Origin of the sequence: Ureibacillus endophyticus, assembly GCF_024159215.1 — a bacterium.
Lineage (GTDB): Bacteria > Bacillota > Bacilli > Bacillales_A > Planococcaceae > Ureibacillus > Ureibacillus endophyticus.
Genome location: NZ_JAMYWW010000001.1, coordinates 3,229,333 through 3,248,341 on the forward strand (window position 1 = coordinate 3,229,333; position 19,009 = coordinate 3,248,341).

Below are 19,009 nucleotides of genomic sequence, written 5' to 3' on the forward strand. Positions count from 1 at the left end.
ATGATTGGAAAGCTATTCACGACATAATTTAGGATAGCAAGTTTCATTGTAGATATTCTAATAAATACTTAGTTTCATTTTTTGGCTGGGTTTCAAAAAAATTATTTACTTGATAATTTTTCACCATAATTTCTTTGTAAATTTTTTAAATACTATCCACAGTAAGTACTTTGAATTGAGATTAATTATGGCTATGATGGTCACTTCCATTAACTTTCTTGCATGGTTGACCTTATTAATGTTTTTGAAGGTCACTCCAATTAATTTTCTCGATTGATTTGTCCTTCATCACGCACATGAAAGTCACTCCGTTTATTTTTCATACTAGTTTTGTCTCTCATTACCGCAGATAAGAAAATCGACACAAAAAAACCCCGAAAGAAACAATTCTTTCGAGGCATTCACGATTATACGTTAAAGTATCGTGCATCTGGATGAGCAAATACGATAGCAGAAACACTTGCTTCTGGTTCCATCATAAAGCCTTCCGTTAATTGCACACCTATTTGTTCTGGTTTTAATAATTTAAATAGCTTCTCTTGATCTTCTAAGTTTGGACAAGCTGGGTATCCAAATGAGAAACGTTGACCTTGGTATTTCGCTGCAAAACGTTCACGCATTGTGAAATCCGTTGCATCTGGGAAGCCCCATACATCCCGGATTTCTTGATGGATACGTTCTGCAAAACCTTCCGCAAGCTCAAGTGCTGTTGCAAGTAGTGCATGACTTTCCAAGAACTTACCGTCTTCCTTAAACTGTTCGGCAACTTCCTTCACACCTTTACCTGCTGTCACAACCATTAGTGCTACATAATCCATTTCACCACTATCAACTGGCTTTAAGAAATCCGATAGACATAAATATGGTGCCTCTTTTTGACGAGGGAAATGGAAACGTTCAATTTCTGTTTTACTATCTTCTGGACTGTAGATTACTACATCATCGCCATCAGCTTGAGCTGGGAAGAATTGATACATTCCAGATGGTGTTAATAAATCAGACGTTAAAAATTCATTTACAAGATTATATAATTCAGTTGCACGTTGATCGTTATCTGCTAATAACTTTTCAACATTTCCTTTTAAACCAAGGTGATGTCCAATTAATGTACGCATATTTACATATGGGTGTAAATGAGCAACAGAGTAGTTACGTTTAATATGTTGGACTAAATCTTTTGGTACATATACTGGTGCATCTTTAACAGTTCTAACCGGTTTTTCTGCCCCTTCTTTCACAGGACGGGCAGCACGTTTTTCATCGGCAAGCAAACGTTTTTCTCTTGATTCACGAAGCTCTTGAAGGAAAGCCTCACGTTCATTATTATCCATTAAACGGTTCGCATGCTCTAACCCTTGCATTGCGTCTTTTGAATAAATAACAGGACCGTCATACTCAGCAGCAATTTTTGTCTCTGTAAAACGTTTCGATAACGCCGCTCCACCAACTAAAATTGGAACATCTATATTCGCTTCTTTGAAGTCTTGTGCAGTTAATACCATTTGTTGAGCAGATTTTACAAGTAAACCTGAAAGACCAACAAAGTCTGGCTTTTCTTTTCGAATCGCTTCGATTAATTGTGCTGGCGTTACCTTAATACCAAGGTCCACCACTTTATAGCCATTATTGCTTAAAATGATATCTACAAGGTTTTTACCGATATCATGCACGTCACCTTTTACAGTGGCAAGAACGATTTTTCCTTTACCTGAAGATTCTTCGTTTTTCTCCATGTACTGTTCAAGATGGGCAACTGCCGCTTTCATTACCCCGGCACTTTGTAAAACTTCCGCAACGATTAATTGATTATCATTGAACAAACGCCCTACTTCAGACATTCCAGCCATCAAAGGTCCGTTAATGATATCTAAAGGTGTATCAAAAATTTTACGAGCTTCTTCTAAGTCAGGAATTAAACCTTCTTTTGTACCTTCTACAATGTAATACGCTAAACGTTCTTCAACTGTATCAGGAATGTTAGCAACGGTCTTTTCCTTTTTCTTATCACGATAAAAATCAGTAAATACAGCTAACGTTTCATCATTTGTATTAAAAATTAAATCATTTGCTAATTTAATTTCTTCTTCCGGAATGGATGCATAACGCTCCAACTTTTCTGTGTTTACAATCGCATAGTCCAGGCCAGCTTGTGTACAGTGATATAAGAACACTGCATTTAACACTTCTCGTCCAACAGGAGGTAAACCGAATGATACGTTACTTACACCAAGTACCGTTAAGCTTCTTGGGAATTTTTCTTTAATTAAACGGATACCTTCAATTGTTTCTTCTGCAGCACCGATATATTGCTCATCCCCAGTACCTACAGGGAAAACAAGCGGGTCGAAAATAATATCTTCCGGTGCTAGACCCCATTTTTCCGTTAACAATTGATAAGAACGTTCCGCAATTTGCAATTTCTTCTCTCTTGTAACACCCATACCTTCTTCATCGATTGTTCCCACAACAACAGAAGCACCGTATTTTTTCACAATAGGCATTACCGCATCAAAGCGCTCTTCACCATCTTCTAGGTTAATAGAGTTAATAATTGCTTTCCCTTGTGAATACTTCAATGCTTCTTCAATAACTTTCTCGTCTGTTGAGTCAATTACTAAAGGCACTTTTACTTTCTTCACAATTTCTTGCATGAAATTACGCATATCTTCAAGTTCATCACGATCTGGGTTTGCTAAACAAATATCAATAACGTGAGCCCCATTTTTTACTTGGGCACGAGCAATTTCAGCAGCTTCTTCAAATTTCCCATCAATAATTAGCTGTTTAAATTTACGTGAACCAATAACGTTTGTACGTTCACCAATAAACAATGGTCGCATAGAATCATCATATAAAAGTGGGTCAATACCTGATACGACATGACCATGTGTTTCATTTGGTGCTTGTCTTGGTTTGTGTCCTTCTACTGCTTCACGGATTGCTTGGATATGTTCAGGCGTAGTACCACAACATCCACCAACGATATTTAACCAACCTTTTTCTGCAAAACCACGTAACTTAATCGATAAAGATTCAGGTGTTTCGTGGTAGTGTCCCTCTTCATCTGGTAATCCAGCATTTGGATAACAACTTATATAACTTGTAGATAAATCCGCTAATGAACGAATATGATCTGTCATAAATTCCGGACCAGTTGCACAGTTAAGTCCAATTGATAATGGTTTTATATGTTCAATTGAAATATAGAATGCTTCAATTGTTTGTCCAGCTAATGTTGTTCCCATTGGCTCGATTGTTGCTGAAACCATGATTGGTAATGTTTTACCGGTTTCTTCAAAGGCACGGTTCACACCAAGAGTTGCAGCCTTTACATTTAACATATCTTGACTTGTTTCAAGCAAAATCAAATGTGCTCCAGCTTCTACTAATGCCTTTGCTTGTACGTAAAAGTTTTCTGTTAACTCGTCAAACGTGATTCCACCAGTAACAGATAAAGTTTTCGTTGTTGGACCAATTGCACCTGCTACAAAACGTGGCCATTCTTCAGTTGAGTGTTCGTTAACAGCTGATAAAGCTAGTTCAACAGCACGTTTATTAATTTCTTCTGCTTTATATCCTAATCCGTATTCGTTTAAAACAAGGGGCGTACCACCAAACGTATTTGTACAAATAATATCTGCACCAGCTTTTAAATACGCACGGTGAATGTTTTCAACAACATCTGGTCGAGTCAAAACAAGATTTTCATTACATCCTTCAAGTTCTTCCCCACCAAAATCTTCAGCAGTTAAATTTTCTCGTTGAAGCATTGTTCCCATTGCCCCATCGATAATTAATATTCTATTTTTTAACTGTTCCTCGATTGGATGGTTATGCATTTGCTTCTACTCCTTCGTTCTGCTCATCAAGTTGTTTGATATATTGCATTAATTGTAGTGTTAAATCGTAACGTAAAAACGGTGTAATTAAATATATACCGTTAAAGTATTTTGTTGCTGTATCTAGTAATTCTTTTGCAATCGCTACGCCTTCTTGTGCTTCGCGCTCTTTATCCCCTTCGCACGCTTTCATTCTTGCTAGTACTTCATCGGATAATTTAATTCCTGGTACTTCATGATGTAAAAATTCAGCGCTTCGGAAAGATGTTAACGTCATAATTCCAATATAAATTGGAGCTTCTAAATGTTTCGTTGCTTCGTAAATCTCTACAATTTTTTCTGCAGAATAAACTGGTTGGGAGATGAAATAATCCGCACCATGTTCGATTTTTTTCTCAAGACGACTTACAGCACGATCTAATACACGTACATTTGGATTAAAGGCAGCTGCTACCGAGAAATTCGCCTTTTTACGAAGTGCTTTCCCTGAGAAGGAAATTCCTTCATTTAATTGTTTAATTAATGAAATGAGTTCCATGGAAGACACATCATAAACACTAGTAGCACCTGGGAAGTCACCTATTTTTGTTGGATCTCCTGTAATAGCTAAAATATCGTTCATTCCTAAAGCACTTAGTCCCATTAAGTGGGATTGCAGACCAATTAGGTTGCGGTCACGACATGTTAAATGAGGCATTACACGAATACCATGTTGTAATTTTAAAATTGAACCCATCGCAACGTTACTAATACGTGGAGACGCAAGGGAATTGTCCGCCATCATAATAATGTCTGCACCTTCGTTATAAAGGGCTTTGGCACCCTCGACAAATGAATCAATTTCTAAATGTCTTGGTGTATCTAATTCAACAATGACAGAACGCTCACGTTTAACTTTTTCGTGTAAAGGTTCCACTCTAGTAGGCTCTGCATCTTGGATATATATTTCCGGTTGTTGTACTGTTCGTTTTTCTGTCAATGGTTTTAATTGTGCTAATTGCTTTTTAACCGCTTCAATATGTTTTGGTGTCGTTCCGCAACATCCACCTATTAAACGAACACCTTGGTTACGTAACTGAACAGCAGCACGTGCAAAATAATCAATTTCCGATTCGTAAATAACACGGCCTTCTTCGATATCTAGAAGGGATGCATTCGGATAAGCCGATAAAAAGGCATTCTGAGGTAGTTCTACCCCCTCTAATGCTTGGATTGTATGATGAGGGCCTAATCGACAGTTCACACCAACAACATCAGCACCTAGGCTTTCAAGCTGTTGTAAAGCATCGTTTAATTTCAAGCCATTTTGTAAGACACCCGGTTCATGCATCGATACTTGAGCAATAATTGGTAGATCCGTCATATTGCGTAACATTTTTAATGTTTCAGTTAGTTCTTCAAAATCAAAGTATGTTTCAAGTAACAGTCCATCTAAATCTGCACGAATTAATGTTTCTGCTTGTACACGAATCGCATCTAAAATTTCATCTAGTGTTACTTCACTTTTTCGTACACCACGAATTCCACCAATGGATCCAATAACAAATTGATTACCACTTGATGCAGCCTTTTTCGCTAATTTAGCAGCTGCTTCATTGATTTCAACAACTTTGGATTCAAGTCCATACCGCGCTAACTTTATCGCGTTTGCACCATATGTATTTGTTTGAATAACATCTGCACCAGCTAAAATATATTCACTATGAATTTTTTCTATCAGTTCAGGCTTTACGAGGTTCATCTCCTCATGGCAATGTTCAAGTCCATAAGAATATAGTAAAGTTCCCATCGCACCATCTGCCGTTAACACTTTGGATTTTAATGCTTCAAGTAGACCCATTTTTTCATCTCCCAAAAAAACATACTTTCAAAAATTTTCTGTCATTTCTATAACAATAAAAAGCCTTCTTCGTTAGAAAGAAGGCTCGATTATCTTAATAGTTCCTCCTTATCTTTCGGCATAACGCCTGCTGGATTTAGCACCTTACGTTACGTTGGTTGCTGAAGCTTCATCGGGCCAGTCCCTCGACTTCTCTTGATAAGTGATATGAAATTGTATATTAAATTGAATCATATCTTTAAATTCCACTTTAGTCAATAGAATTAAACGAATATACGAAATAATCTATTATTTCAATGCTTTTATCGCTTTTTCTGCAGTATTTTTACCATTTTCAATACAAGCACCTATACCTACACCAAAATAAGAACAACCTGCAACAAAGAGGTTCGGATATTGAGAATCTAATTTGTCTAATACTACCTGCAATGTTTCATTATGGGCTAAATCATATTTCGGCATTGCGTTAATCCACTTTTCAATATTTACAACAACAGGTTTTTCTTCGATGTTCAAACTTAGCCGTATATCTTCAAGAGCAACCTTCGTTAATTCTTCATCTGTCATTGCCACAAGTTCTTCGTATTTAGGATTATTACTTTTATAGAATAAGCGTACTAATAAATTTCCATTTTCCGAAGTATGTTTCCATTTGCGACTTGTCCAAGTAGAAGCATTACAAACTAAATCACTGTTATGTGAAACGATAAACCCTGTTCCATCTGCTGGTAGCACGGCATCCGGTATATCAAATCCTAAATACATCGTGATTGCAGACCCATTTGTAAATTTCTCTAAATCAGATTCTAGCTGTTTGTCTTTTAATAGGTTACGAACAACGTTATTTGGCACGGCCAATACAACAACATCCGTTTGAATCGATTCGCCATTGTCAAAAGTTACGTTATATCCGTTACTATTTTTCGTTACTTCTGTAGTTGCAGTATTTTTATAAAATTCTACTTCTGGTAGCATCTCTTCTAGTCGATTAATTAAAGATGATAGACCTTTTTTAAAGGAAACAAATTTTTTATTCGCTGCTTTATCAAATTGTTCTCTATTTACTTCGAACCCTTTAATAATGCTGCCATATTCATTTTTATAATCTACTAAGTACGGTAAGGTAGAAGCTAAAGATAATTGATATAAATCTCCTGAATATACGCCTGCTAATACAGGGGCAATTTGCTTTTCAACAATTTCTTTACCTAAAAAATACTCTAAAAATTCGCCAATTGAATTTTCCTTAGTAAACTTTGTATTTGGCAATTCAAAGTCCTGTAAAACTCTTTTTTTACCTTCTTCAGAAATTAATGTACTTGAATTTAATGACTCCACACTCATCGGAATTCCAAAAGTCGATCCTGCAGGAATGGCATGGAGTTCATTATTCGTATGTATGTACGATATCCCTGTCTCGTTATAAACAAGTTCTGATTCAAAATCAAGCTCTTTCACCAGTTTAAGCACACTTGGATGGCGTGCCACCATAGAATCTGCACCCGTCTCCATAATAAACCCTTGCTCGTAAACGGTATGCATTTTCCCTCCAAGATAAGGGTTTTTCTCAGCTAATATTAAGCGAATCGCCATGTCATTTTCTTTTGCTTGTCGCTTCAAATAATACATAGTACATAATCCAGTAATACCGCCACCGATAACCACTACAGTTTTCATCATTACAACTCCCTACACGATTCAATCTCCGTAACTATAGTATAAACGTTTTTCAACAAAAGTAACTGCTAGGTGTTTTACAATATTAAGTCAAGAAAGGAGGCGTCTGAAAAAAATTTTGAGACGCCTCCTTTGCGACGAGGATGGTGGCAATTTATTGCGACCACCGCAGGAGCACATTATTAGAAGACGAGTATGCTTGCATCTCAATCCGGTCACGCAGAAGCACTATATCCTTTACAAAGAAAAGCTGTGTTAAAAGTCATTTGCACTTTTAACACAGCTTTCAATATATCTAATTTAAATCCTTTGCAATCAATGCCAAATTATCTGCTGAGCTCGTTACTTCCTCAAAGGTCATGCACAACTCACTAATCACACTGTGTAAATGGTGTATTTCATGTTTAATTATCTCATTATGAACTTTAGACTCTTGCATGACCGTTAATATTTGTGAAAACTGCTCCTCTGTATCATTCATACTTTTTTCTCCACACTGAACTTCCTCTTGTATTCGTTTTAATGATTCTGCAAGATTCGTTGTATGCTCTTTGTTACTCTTTAAGAGCATTTCTACTGATAGTGTCGAGTCCTTCGTTTGATCCGCTAACTTTCTAACCTCTGCTGCAACTACACTAAATCCTCTACCATGCTCTCCTGCTCTCGCTGCCTCAATCGAAGCATTAAGAGATAGTAGATTCGTTTGGTCTGCTATCGTTGTTACGATACTAATTATCTTTTCCATTTCATCTGAAACCTTCAATAGTTTCTCAATGTTTGAAGATATGTCATTAACAGTATCTCGAATGTTTAACATATTCTCATGTTGATGTTGAATTTTTATCTTACCATCAGCCGCTTTGACTTCAGCTAAATTCGATAACTCTGCTGTTTTCAATGCAGTATTTGTGATTTCCTCAGATTGATCATTGATTTGATTAAATGTAACGTTTGTTTGCTCAGAAATCGCAGCTAAACTTGCAGCAGATTGAATAATCGATTGACTAATTTGTTGCTTTTGATTATCAATATCTGCCTTCAATTGTTCTATAGCATTTTCATATTCTTCTAAAACAAGTTGTTGTTCAAGATTGCAAATCTTTGATACAGCTCGAATTAAATTCATTTGATCAGTTGGATTGCTTATATTTTTTTCAATGATATCTATAAAAGTGACTAATAAATTCTGAAATGCTGCTATATACCATTTTGTTTTTAAACCAATCCGTACGTGGACTTGCGCAATCCGTTTCCGTTTTTCTAGATAACTTCTATCTATTTTCCCTTCAAATAGCTCTATTAGATGTTTTCTAAGAGTAATTTTTAATCTGTCCATTGAGCTATTTTCATTAATTATTTTAATCAAATAATCTTCCACATAGAGCGCATCATAAAATTGATCAACAATTTCATAAATATCTTTTTCAATATAAGGTTTTAATACCACTAAATATTTCAAATCTTGTTCCGTTAAATTGATCATTTTAACTTGTTTTTTGTATTTAGGTTTATATGAAACATCTAATTCGACGATAATATTATCTAAACTGATCCGAGCTGATTTTTCGTGTTTCTTAAAGAACATTCCTTGCTTCCCCTCCAATAATTACTATTCATATATACCTAATACTTTTGTACAATAAACCTAAGTCCTAATTATATATGCCACTTTTTTGGAATATATCACCTTCGAATGATATTATAGTATAAAATTCTCCTAAAATTTGTAAATAAAAAAAATAAAAACAGAGTGTCGACAAAGCCGAATTTGACTTTGTTGCACTCTGTAAAAAATTAAAATAATTACTCTGTAAAATCCATTTGAGCCATTGCAGATTTTCTCCACTTCGCTGCCTCTTTTAAATCCTTGGGTACATCAATTCCATATTCATAAATTTTAGCAATATTCAGTTTAGCTTGGGAGTCCCCAAGAAGGGCGGCTCGTTTATAATAATAAAGCGCTTTTTTTCCATTTCTAGAAACTCCAATGCCATTTTCATATAAAAATCCTAAGTTATAAATTGAGTCAATATGGTGAGATGCAGCAGCTTTTTCAAACCATTCAAGAGCAAGGGAGATATTTTTTTCTTGTCCTAATATCCCATCTAAATAAATTGTACCTACCCGATATTGAGCATCATCATATCCACCCTCTGCAGATTTCAAATAATATTGAAAGGCTTTTTCTTGGTTTAATGGAATTCCTATACCTTGTTCATACATAATTCCTAGTGTAAACATGGCTTCCATTACATTTTGCTCTGCTGCTTTTTCAAACCAATACAATGCTTCCTTTTCGTTAACTGGTACACCTTCACCATTCAGATACATATCCGCTAAATTATTAGCTGCATCAGCATGACCATTTTCAGCCGCTTCTTTATAGAGGCGAAAAGCTTCTTCATAATCCTCTTCTACACCTAGACCTTCAAAGTAACAGTTTGCCAATTCATAGTTAGCATTCTGATTACCTAACTTAGAAGCTTCTTTATACCAATTTACTGCAGCACTAAAATCCCCCCATAAACGGTAAATATGAGCGATCTCAATCATCGCTTCACTATCCCCGCTTACTGCAAGGTCATAGAGTTTAATAGCCTCTTCTATCTCATTTTCATTAAACAATTCAATATGTTCATATAGTAATTGTATAAATTCATTATTCTCATTGCGCAAAGTTATCTACACCTTTTTGATTAAATAGTTCAAAACATTGTTATTTCTCTTTAAAATTTTCTACTAAATAATCGATAAATTGATTTGCTACAGGAGATAGGTAACGATGCCCTGCCCAAGAAACACCGATTTTTCTTTCGCAGATTGGGTCGCTTACACGGATTTTACAAATGTTATATTCATTTATACCTTTTATATTTGGAATCAACGAAACCCCTAAACCAGCACCAACGAATCCAGCAACCGTATGCATTTCTTCCCCTGCAAACTTTGTATTCGTTGTTATCCCGACTTGCTTTAAAAAGCTATCAACTATTTGACGAAGAGCATTTCCCTTTTTAATCGAAATAAACGGCTCATCCTTAATTTCTTCTAGCCTGATTGATTCTTTCGATGCAAAACGGTGATTTTTTGGAACGATTACAAATAATTCTTCACTCCATAATTCAATCCATTCAATTCTCATATTTTTTGATTCAATTCGTTGCGATAAACATAAATCAATACTGCCTTCTTCTAGTCCCTTCAATAAATTATAAGAAGACGCTTGTGTTAAAGAAAATCTCATGTTGGGATATTTTTTTGGAACTTTCGCCATCAGCTCAGGGACCACTTCCATACCTAAACTATGAATAAATCCAAGAGATACTTCCCCATACCCAGGCAACACTAGTCCACCAATCTCTTCTTGTGCTTTTTCAAACTCATTAAGTATGACGTCAACACTTTCAAGAAAGATTTTGCCATATCGATTTAGGAAAATTGAACGTCCTTGCCGATCAAAGAGAGGCACTCCAATTTTTGCTTCTATATTTGAAATAGATTTACTTAATGCAGGTTGTGAAATATTCAATTCCTCAGCTGCTTGAGTCATATGTTGCAACTCTGCAACGACTTTAAAATATTCCAGTGCTTGGATTTCCATTATTACAATTACCTCTCTCTTCAATTGATAACTTTTTGTAATGATATCGATAAAAACAATAAATTGTACTCATGTATAGTTAACACTATAATAAGCTTAAATATCAGTTTTGCATACCAAATTTCCTTTTAAAAAACAATATATATTTTAAATTTTTAGAAAGTTTGTCACAATTATAATAGTGAGAAGGAGTCAATATAAAATGAAAATCATTCCGCCAAAACCATTTACAATTGAGAAAGGTAACCGCGCCGTTCTTTTACTTCATGGTTTTACAGGAAATACGAACGATGTTAAACGATTAGGTAGATTTTTATCTGAACGCAACTATACAGTTCATGCACCATTATATAAAGGTCATGGTGGAGACCCAAAAGATTTAATTGAAACAGATCCAATCGAATGGTGGAATAGTGTATTAGAAGGTTATGATTACCTTCGTAATAAAGGGTTTGATGAGATTGCTGTTGCAGGAGTTTCACTAGGTGGTATTTTCTCATTAAGATTAGGTGAAGAACGTCCTACAAAAGCTATTGTCGCGATGAGTGCACCTGCATTAGCGAAAAATACTGACAGTTTACAAGAGCGAATTATCGATTATACGATTAAATATAAAAAATTATCTGGTACTTTTAATGAGCAAGAAGATCAACCACAAGAAATTGCAAAAAAATATGTAATGCCTAAATTATCTTACTTGCAAGGTATCATTAATGATACAAGTGCTAAATTACAAACAATTCAAACTCCAGTCCACATTTTACGTGGTCTACGTGATGACGAGTATTACTGCGAAAGTGCAGACCTTATTTATAATTCTGTCAAATCACGTATTAAATCAGTAAAAAGCTTTATTAACTCAGGACATATTTTAACTCTTGACCAAGAGAAAGAATTAGTCTTCGAAGAAATTTATCATTTCTTTGAAGGATTGAAATGGAAAGAGTAAATTTTTTTCAAATTCTTGATATAAAATTTGAAAAACATGTCCATATTATTAATGTATCCCCTAGCAAATTAAATGCAACGAAGGCATAGCCGTGAGTTGCAGATTCCCCAATTTGCTATAAAATATATGTCCTAGTGACATACATCCCTTTTAAAAACAAGTTGCAATTATGATCCCCGTCATAATTTGCAACTTGTTTTTTGTGCTTAAATAAAAAATTGTCCAGTAAGTAGAACTTTACTGGACAACCTTCTTTTCATGTAAAGTAAAATAATGCTCCTGTGGTAGTTGAAATAAATTCCCACTATCCTCGTCACAATTTATCTGTGACGTAAGCGAAGCGAGTTACAATGGGAGTGATGGACATCCTTGCATTACAATTAATTTTCAGCTAATGATAAAAATGTCCAAATCACTGTTGCAGCTTCAGCTCGTGTAACTGCTTTTGACGGACTAAACTTACCATTTTTCTCTTGATTGAAACCAAGCTCATGTAAAAGAGCAATAGCATTTTGTGTCTCAGCGTCTAATTTCGCGATGTCCGAATATGGCGCTTTCTTTTCAGGTACATAAGCTTGTCCTGAAACAGCTGTATATGCACGAGATACCATTAATGCAAATTGTGCACGCGTCACTTTATCTTCAGGTTTTAAATAGCCATTATACCCTTTAACTAAACCGATACTCGCAGCCTTTGCTACATCCATTTTAATTTCATGTGGATAATCTCCAACATCAGCGAATGGCATGTCCAAAACATCCGGTAATTCTAAGCTACGGATAATCGTTGAAACCGTCTCAACACGAGAAAGAGCTTGATCTGGTTTAAAAGTACTGTCTTCATAGCCAGCCATAATACCAGCTGCAACAACATCTTTTATATATTGTTCTGCCCAGTGCCCTTCGATATCTTTTAATAACACTTCTTCTTCAGCTAAAGATAATAACGCTTCAAAGAATCGATCTGCAACAACTTGATAACCTTCAGCACTTAAATGAATATTTTCTGGATTTGGAAGATATTTCGCCTCATCTGCTGCAATTGCTGATGCAACATCAACAAAGTGTGCTCCGTTAGCTGTAGCTATTTGTTTAACAGCACCATCTAATGTTTTTACTAATAATGATAACTGTTGTTTATAGTTTTCTAACGCTGGAAATGGATTATAGTAACCCATTACAAAAATCTCAACATCTGGATTCAGTTGTTTTAAATTAGTTAAAATCGCATGGTAATTTTCACCTGATGCTTTAATACCAGCAGTTACAGCTGCCATGTCGATATTAATTTTTCCTTCTTGATCTGGTTTTACAAATGATAGTACGTCATTTGCACCAATACTAATTGTAATGATATCTGCTTCTTTTACAGCAGTTACAATATCAATCTCTTCCTTTTGTATACCTTCTAAATTAATAACTGATTTTGAAACATTGTTTTTCAAGTCATTTAATAAATCTGTAGTTTTATAACCTGGGACTGCAAAGCCTTTATTATAGCTTTTTAACCCCTCAACTTCTTTTAGTGAAAGAGCAAAATAATCTGCATATCCTTTCGCTAGTTCACCTTTTTCATTAATTCCGGCTGCCAGTGAATCTCCTAAGGCTAAATAATTTAACTGTAAATCTTCGTTACTTTCCAATTCATCAGCACTTACTGTAACTGGAATAATTAAAATTAAAGCAAGTAAAAACGCAAATAGCATTTTAAATCTTTTCTTATACTGCATTTATTTCCCTCCCTATCTATAGAATTCCATCACCCTATATATATAGTAAATTAGTCTCTTAATATGTATCAATTTAAAAATTTAATAGAATTAAAAAAGATGTCGGCATTAATCGACATCTACTGTTTTTCTATTTTTCCGTAAACACCGCCACCACCAACTGTAATACCGAGTTTTCCGCTTCTTGCCAGATCTATCGTAGTAGCAATTTTTAGTGGTATCACTTGTGCTAGTTCCTCCACACTTACATGGTGCAAAATATTCATTTCTGTTCCAAAGACATTTAATAATTTTTCAATTGTTTTCGGTCCAATTCCCGGAATAAAATCAAGGGGAATTTGATGAATGTACGGCGGTCGCTGACGTGTATGATATTCTGTATCAGATAATTCTTTAATTCTCTTTGAAACGCCTTTTATTAATTGGGATTGCCCACAGTACGGGCAATGAATTAACCCTTCTTCTTCAACAGATTCACCACAATTTGCACATACGGTTTCATGATATTTTCCAAGTAACGGATTTAACCCGTAATTTGAGAGAACTCCCCTTCCCTCTTGTTCATGAAGTGCGAGTTTTAACTCTTGAAAATTGACATCACCCAGCTGTAACTTTTGATATTCTCTCGCTAGCTTCCCAAGTGAATGAGCATCTGAATTCGTCACGAAAGTATATGGATTTAATTCACTAATATCTTTTACCATATACGTATCAGAACTAAGTCCAAGTTCAATACCATCAATAAGTTGGGGATCAAATACTTCCTTTAAACTTTTTACTACACCTTTTCCATAAAGACTTTTAAAAGGTGTAAACACATGTGCAGGGATAAAGAGTCCGCCTAACTCACGAACTTTATTCTGCAATGTAAGTCCATCACAATAAATTCGTTGAGAGCTTAAATGAATGTTTTTCAGATGATGACTCATCCATTTCGAAAATTCCTTCATTATTTCAATTGTTGGAAAGAAGGCGAGGACATGAATTGGGCCATGACAATGCTCATCATATATTTCAATTTCAGAGCCTAATATCAAAGTCGTTCTTTCATATCGTACTCCACCAAGTCGTAGTTCCTGCGCTTTCTCCTCCATAATCAGTTGCTCTATCTCCCCAATAACTTCTGGAGAGTGGCAATCAATAATTCCGATTAAATCTAACCCTTTTTTACTACTTGCTACATCCAAAATATTTTGTAGCGTTAAATTTTTGCTTCCAGTAATTTTTACAGCTCTACCGCTTTGTGTTCGGCCTATATGTATATGTAAGTCCGAAAAATAACTTTGCAACATTTGAAAATCACATCCCTTCTTCTCATATAGAATGGATTACATTTCATAAAATATCCCTTGATTAGCTCATCACTTCAATCATGACTAAAATCCACGCTGCTAAAAATAAAACTCCTCCAATCGGTGTAATTGCACCTAATTTCTTTATACCTGTGACAGATAATACATATAGACTTCCAGAAAAGAAGATTACTCCTGCCAACATTAAATATCCAGCCCACATTAAAAGACTTGTTTCCCCTAACAAAACATCACTTGATAAAGTACCTAGAATAATTAGCCCTAAAGCATGATACATTTGATATTGCACTGCTGTGTTCCAATTTTGTGCATAACGCGGCTCTGCGAATTTATCTTTTAATGCATGAGCTCCAAAGGCACCCAGCGCAACTCCTAAAAATGAAAGCAATGCCCCTAAAAAGATTAATGTATTCAAAATATATCACTCCCTAAATGTAAACTTAGTTTTCTCATCTATTTTAGGATAACAATTTACTTATACAAAATAAAAACTGTATAATTAAGTAATTTCTTAATTATACAGTTCCCTGTTAGATTTAATTTTTAAACTTATAACGTTTTACATCGCCATTATTAAATTTCACTTCAAGTTCAATGTTTTGGTAATCCTTTTCTAAATTAAAAGCAGATAACACTTCGTTTAATACTTCATCATCACTTGTATTTTCATCAAATGTTAGTTTTGCTAATTGTGGAGCTATTTGTTCATTTGCAGCATCGCCTTTTAATTCGACATTGTTAATTTCATCATCAACTTCAACACCAACTACATCTTGGTTTTTTGTATATTCAACATCAAAAGAAATATCGTTCGGATAATCTACGTCTAAATCAAAGTGTGTAAAGTTATATTCACTATTCCCAGTATTTTGATTGTCTGTTGTTTGTTCAACTGTATCATTATCAGTATTTTCTGTTTGCCCAGCTTCATTATTACCCGTTACAACTTCATCTTGATCGATATCATTATTGTCATTGCATCCATACAATACGCCTACTAATAAAGGTATAATCAGAAATGATTTTATCGCATTCATGTCGTTTCTCTCCTTAGTTGAATTTTCACTCTCATATTTTTCCCATATAACTATTATTTATCCATTCAATTTAAAGTTTTCCTAAATTGAAAAAGCGCAGTTGAATACTTCAACTACGCTTATTTTTAAGCTTCTTTTTTCTCTTTTACTTTTCGTTTCCGAGTTACCGGTTTCTTAGTCGTAGTGGACGTTTTATCCAACGATGCTTGTAATGCAGCCATTAAGTCTGTCATATCGGAAGGAATTGCAGATGTTGGTTTATCCGTTGCAGTAACGGTTGCTTCTCCAGATTTCTTCTGTTCAATCAGTTCCATTAATGCTGTTCTGTATTCATCTGTATATTTTTCAGGCTCAAATTTTGTTGTTAATTGTTCGATTAACATAAGAGCCGTGTCCAATTCTTTTTGCGTGACTTTTTCGGTATCTGGAATATTTGGAACTTCTGCAGCATTTCGAACTTCATCTGGAAAATGGATTGTTTCCATCAATAATGTATCATTATAAACTCGAACAATTGCTAACTGCTCTTTCGAACGAATCGTAATTTTAGCTACGCCAATTTTCCCTGAGCTACTTAACGCTTCACGTAATAATGCATACGCCTTTCCACCTCCACTATCAGGAGCAAGGAAATAGCTTCGTTCAAAATAAATTGGATCAATCTCTTCAAGTTTTACAAACTCAAGGATTTCAACTGATTTATCTTCATTCTCTTTTTTAATTCTTTCAAGTTCCTCATCATCTAATACCACAAATTTATTTTTCGAGTATTCATAAGCTTTTACAATGTCTTCATTTTTCACTTCTCTATCGCAAACAGGACAAACCTTTTGATAATTAATCGGACTATTACATTCCTTATGTAATTGTCTTAACTTGATATCCTTATTTTCTGTTGCGGCGTGAAGCTTTACTGGAATATTAACAAGACCAAAACTAATGCTACCTTTCCAAACTGTATGCATTATGACTTCACCTCTCTTTTCGTTATTATGCTTATTTACATTCTTTCTATGTATAACGTGTTGTTTTATTGAAAAAATAAAGGGAAAAAGAAGGTTTATATCAATGAAACCAATGCTCCTTACTTCAACCGAAAGCACACCGACCGGCAAGGACTGGATTTACGAAACGAAATATGATGGCTTTCGATGTCTTGTTATTTGGGAACAAAAAACACCGAAACTCATTAGCAGAAACGGAAAAGAGCTCAATACCTACTTCCCTGAGTTGATTCAATATTGTGAGGATATATACGAAGATATCGTCTCTCATTTACCATTAATTTTTGATGGTGAAATTGTATATTTGACAAATAACTTTAAAAGTGAATTTTCAATTGTTCAAAAACGCGGAAAGACAAAAACTGAAAAAACGATACAAGAACTCGCAAAACAATTTCCATGTAACATTATTGTTTTTGATTTGATACTGTATAAAGGAAACTTATTAGAAGGGTTGCCTTTAAACGAAAGAAAATCACTACTACATAAACTTAAATTGTTTGAACAAGTAGAGTACCAAAATAAAGGTACAATCCAAATGATTAAAGAGTTTCACGATTCTGATAAGCTATGGAAAAAAGTAAAGAAATATCATGGGGAAGGAATTATTGCAAAGAAAACAACAAGCCAATGGGAAAGAGGAAAGCGTTCAAATCAATGGTTAAAAATTAAAAACTGGCGAATTGTTACGGTTATCCTTACTCAATACGATCAAGAAAACGGCTATTTCAATGGTGCAGTCTTTAAAAATGAACAATTAGAAGTCATTACAAACTTCCGTCATGGGTTTTCCGATGAAGAGATGGGGACCCTATCTACATTTTTTCTTTCAAAAGGAAAACAAACATCTGCAACCACTTGGGAATTACCACCCTCCATTTGTGTAGATGTAGCGTGTATTGATTACGATGGAAAAAAATTAAGAGAACCAAGATTTGAAGCTTTTCGATTCCACACTGTGCCAAGTGATGTTACTTGGGAAGGATTGCTTCGTCAATTAAATCCGTTACCAGAAACCATTACAATCACTCATCCAGATAAACCAATTTGGCCTGCATTGGGGTTAATAAAAGATGATTATATTTATTATTTACAACAAATCGCTCCATACATGCTTCCCTTTTTAAAGGAGCGTCTTTTAACAGCAATTCGTTTTCCCCATGGAGTACCTGGAGAAAGTTTTTACCAAAAGAATGCTCCAGAATATACACCGGAATTTATCAAAACAAAGGTACATGAAGATATTGAATATATAATTTGTCAGGATATCGAGTCCTTATTATGGCTCGGAAATCAACTGGCCATTGAATTTCATATACCTTTTCAAACGGTTTCAACAACTTATCCTACAGAAATTGTTTTCGATTTAGACCCACCTTCAGTAGACGAGTTTTCCCTCGCCATTGAGGCAGCAACTCGAATGAAAGCAATTTTTGATAATCTTAACTTAACTTGCTTTGTAAAAACATCTGGAGGAAAAGGGCTTCAACTCTATATCCCTTTACCCAAAGATACTTTCTCTTATGATGAATGTAGGGTCTTTACTGAATTTGTTTGTCGCTTTTTATGTGAACAAGAACCGAAATGGTTTACAACCGAACGTCTCAAAAAAAATCGCAACAATAAACTGTACTTAGATTATGTACAACATGCGGAAGGAAAAACGATTATCGCCCCGTATTCTGCAAGGGGCAATGAGTTCGGCTATGTTGCAACCCCACTGAATTGGAATGAAGTCAATAGTAAACTAACCCCAAAACTTTTTCCGATTCCTGCTGTTCTTGAGAGAATCACTACAATTGGCGATCCATTTCAAAACTATTTTAAAACACAACAAGAAGAAGAATTTCGAGCAGTATTATCAACTTTAAATAAGTTTAAAAAATAACCTGGAGGTGTCCAAAAAGTAATAATTTTTTGGACACCTCTTTTCTTTCTTGATAAATATCTCTTATGAATTATTGTTCCTGCGGTGGTTGTCACCATCCTCGTCGCAATTTATCTGTGACGAAAGCGGTA

General features: G+C 34.9%; 13 protein-coding genes and 1 riboswitch. Of the genes, 2 read left to right on the plus strand and 11 right to left on the minus strand.

Translation table 11 applies throughout. From position 1 onward, the window contains the following. Positions 1-407 precede the first annotated feature (407 nt). The 6 genes from metH to NKR20_RS16000 form a co-directional block, all read right to left on the minus strand. Positions 408-3,839: a methionine synthase gene (gene metH / locus NKR20_RS15975; protein WP_253427558.1), complete on the minus strand. Its 3,432-nt coding sequence runs from the start codon at positions 3,837-3,839 to the stop codon at positions 408-410. Further along, a complete protein-coding gene (locus NKR20_RS15980) occupies positions 3,832-5,679 on the minus strand; it encodes a bifunctional homocysteine S-methyltransferase/methylenetetrahydrofolate reductase (protein WP_253428168.1) in 1,848 nt (615 codons plus the stop codon). The genes metH and NKR20_RS15980 overlap by 8 nt, the downstream gene beginning before the upstream one ends. 105 nt (positions 5,680-5,784) lie before the next feature. After that, a riboswitch (SAM riboswitch) is annotated at positions 5,785-5,884 on the minus strand. Between the two features lie 83 nt (positions 5,885-5,967). After that, complete coding sequence (gene hemG, locus NKR20_RS15985) at positions 5,968-7,356, minus strand: protoporphyrinogen oxidase (RefSeq protein WP_121215171.1); 1,389 nt, start codon at positions 7,354-7,356, stop codon at positions 5,968-5,970. A 295-nt stretch (positions 7,357-7,651) separates the two neighbouring features. After that, positions 7,652-8,941, minus strand: a complete 1,290-nt coding sequence (locus NKR20_RS15990; protein ID WP_253427560.1) for a globin-coupled sensor protein — start codon at positions 8,939-8,941, stop codon at positions 7,652-7,654. A gap of 218 nt (positions 8,942-9,159) precedes the next feature. Beyond that, positions 9,160-10,032 carry a tetratricopeptide repeat protein gene (locus tag NKR20_RS15995; protein WP_253427562.1) on the minus strand — a complete coding sequence of 291 codons (873 nt, stop codon included), beginning with the start codon at positions 10,030-10,032 and terminating at the stop codon, positions 9,160-9,162. Positions 10,033-10,072: 40 nt separating this feature from the next. Next, a complete protein-coding gene (locus tag NKR20_RS16000; RefSeq protein ID WP_253427564.1) occupies positions 10,073-10,957 on the minus strand; it encodes a LysR family transcriptional regulator in 885 nt (294 codons plus the stop codon). A gap of 202 nt (positions 10,958-11,159) precedes the next feature. Here NKR20_RS16000 and NKR20_RS16005 point away from each other — a divergent pair, with 202 nt between their 5' ends. Beyond that, positions 11,160-11,906, plus strand: a complete 747-nt coding sequence (locus tag NKR20_RS16005) for an alpha/beta hydrolase (protein WP_121215177.1) — start codon at positions 11,160-11,162, stop codon at positions 11,904-11,906. A 380-nt stretch (positions 11,907-12,286) separates the two neighbouring features. On the opposite strand, the gene NKR20_RS16010 is transcribed toward NKR20_RS16005, so the two are convergent. The 5 genes from NKR20_RS16010 to ku form a co-directional block, all read right to left on the minus strand. Further along, positions 12,287-13,636, minus strand: coding sequence for an S-layer homology domain-containing protein (locus NKR20_RS16010; RefSeq protein WP_253427566.1), 1,350 nt, complete (start codon positions 13,634-13,636; stop codon positions 12,287-12,289). 119 nt (positions 13,637-13,755) lie between these two features. After that, positions 13,756-14,925 (minus strand): endonuclease Q family protein, encoded by a 1,170-nt coding sequence (locus NKR20_RS16015; RefSeq protein WP_253428170.1) that lies wholly within the window; start codon positions 14,923-14,925, stop codon positions 13,756-13,758. A gap of 64 nt (positions 14,926-14,989) precedes the next feature. Beyond that, entirely contained in the window at positions 14,990-15,364 is a 375-nt protein-coding gene (locus NKR20_RS16020) for a DUF423 domain-containing protein (RefSeq protein WP_253427568.1), read from the minus strand. A 121-nt stretch (positions 15,365-15,485) separates the two neighbouring features. Then, complete coding sequence (locus NKR20_RS16025; protein WP_121214289.1) at positions 15,486-15,986, minus strand: YusW family protein; 501 nt, start codon at positions 15,984-15,986, stop codon at positions 15,486-15,488. Between the two features lie 125 nt (positions 15,987-16,111). Beyond that, positions 16,112-16,951, minus strand: coding sequence for a non-homologous end joining protein Ku (ku, locus tag NKR20_RS16030; RefSeq protein ID WP_121214290.1), 840 nt, complete (start codon positions 16,949-16,951; stop codon positions 16,112-16,114). Positions 16,952-17,054: 103 nt separating this feature from the next. Here ku and NKR20_RS16035 point away from each other — a divergent pair, with 103 nt between their 5' ends. Further along, on the plus strand, positions 17,055-18,878 hold the full coding sequence (locus NKR20_RS16035) for a DNA ligase D (protein WP_253427570.1): 1,824 nt from the start codon (positions 17,055-17,057) through the stop codon (positions 18,876-18,878). The last annotated feature ends 131 nt before the right edge of the window (positions 18,879-19,009 follow it).

Coding starts and splice junctions, on each gene's coding strand:
- NKR20_RS16025 (WP_121214289.1), bottom strand. CDS start 15,986: ATGAATGCGATAAAATCATTTCTGATTATACCTTTATTAGTAGGCGTA.
- hemG (WP_121215171.1), bottom strand. CDS start 7,356: ATGAAAACTGTAGTGGTTATCGGTGGCGGTATTACTGGATTATGTACT.
- NKR20_RS15980 (WP_253428168.1), bottom strand. CDS start 5,679: ATGGGTCTACTTGAAGCATTAAAATCCAAAGTGTTAACGGCAGATGGT.
- ku (WP_121214290.1), bottom strand. CDS start 16,951: ATGCATACAGTTTGGAAAGGTAGCATTAGTTTTGGTCTTGTTAATATT.
- metH (WP_253427558.1), bottom strand. CDS start 3,839: ATGCATAACCATCCAATCGAGGAACAGTTAAAAAATAGAATATTAATT.
- NKR20_RS16035 (WP_253427570.1), top strand. CDS start 17,055: ATGAAACCAATGCTCCTTACTTCAACCGAAAGCACACCGACCGGCAAG.
- NKR20_RS16005 (WP_121215177.1), top strand. CDS start 11,160: ATGAAAATCATTCCGCCAAAACCATTTACAATTGAGAAAGGTAACCGC.
- NKR20_RS15990 (WP_253427560.1), bottom strand. CDS start 8,941: ATGTTCTTTAAGAAACACGAAAAATCAGCTCGGATCAGTTTAGATAAT.
- NKR20_RS16000 (WP_253427564.1), bottom strand. CDS start 10,957: ATGGAAATCCAAGCACTGGAATATTTTAAAGTCGTTGCAGAGTTGCAA.
- NKR20_RS16010 (WP_253427566.1), bottom strand. CDS start 13,636: ATGCAGTATAAGAAAAGATTTAAAATGCTATTTGCGTTTTTACTTGCT.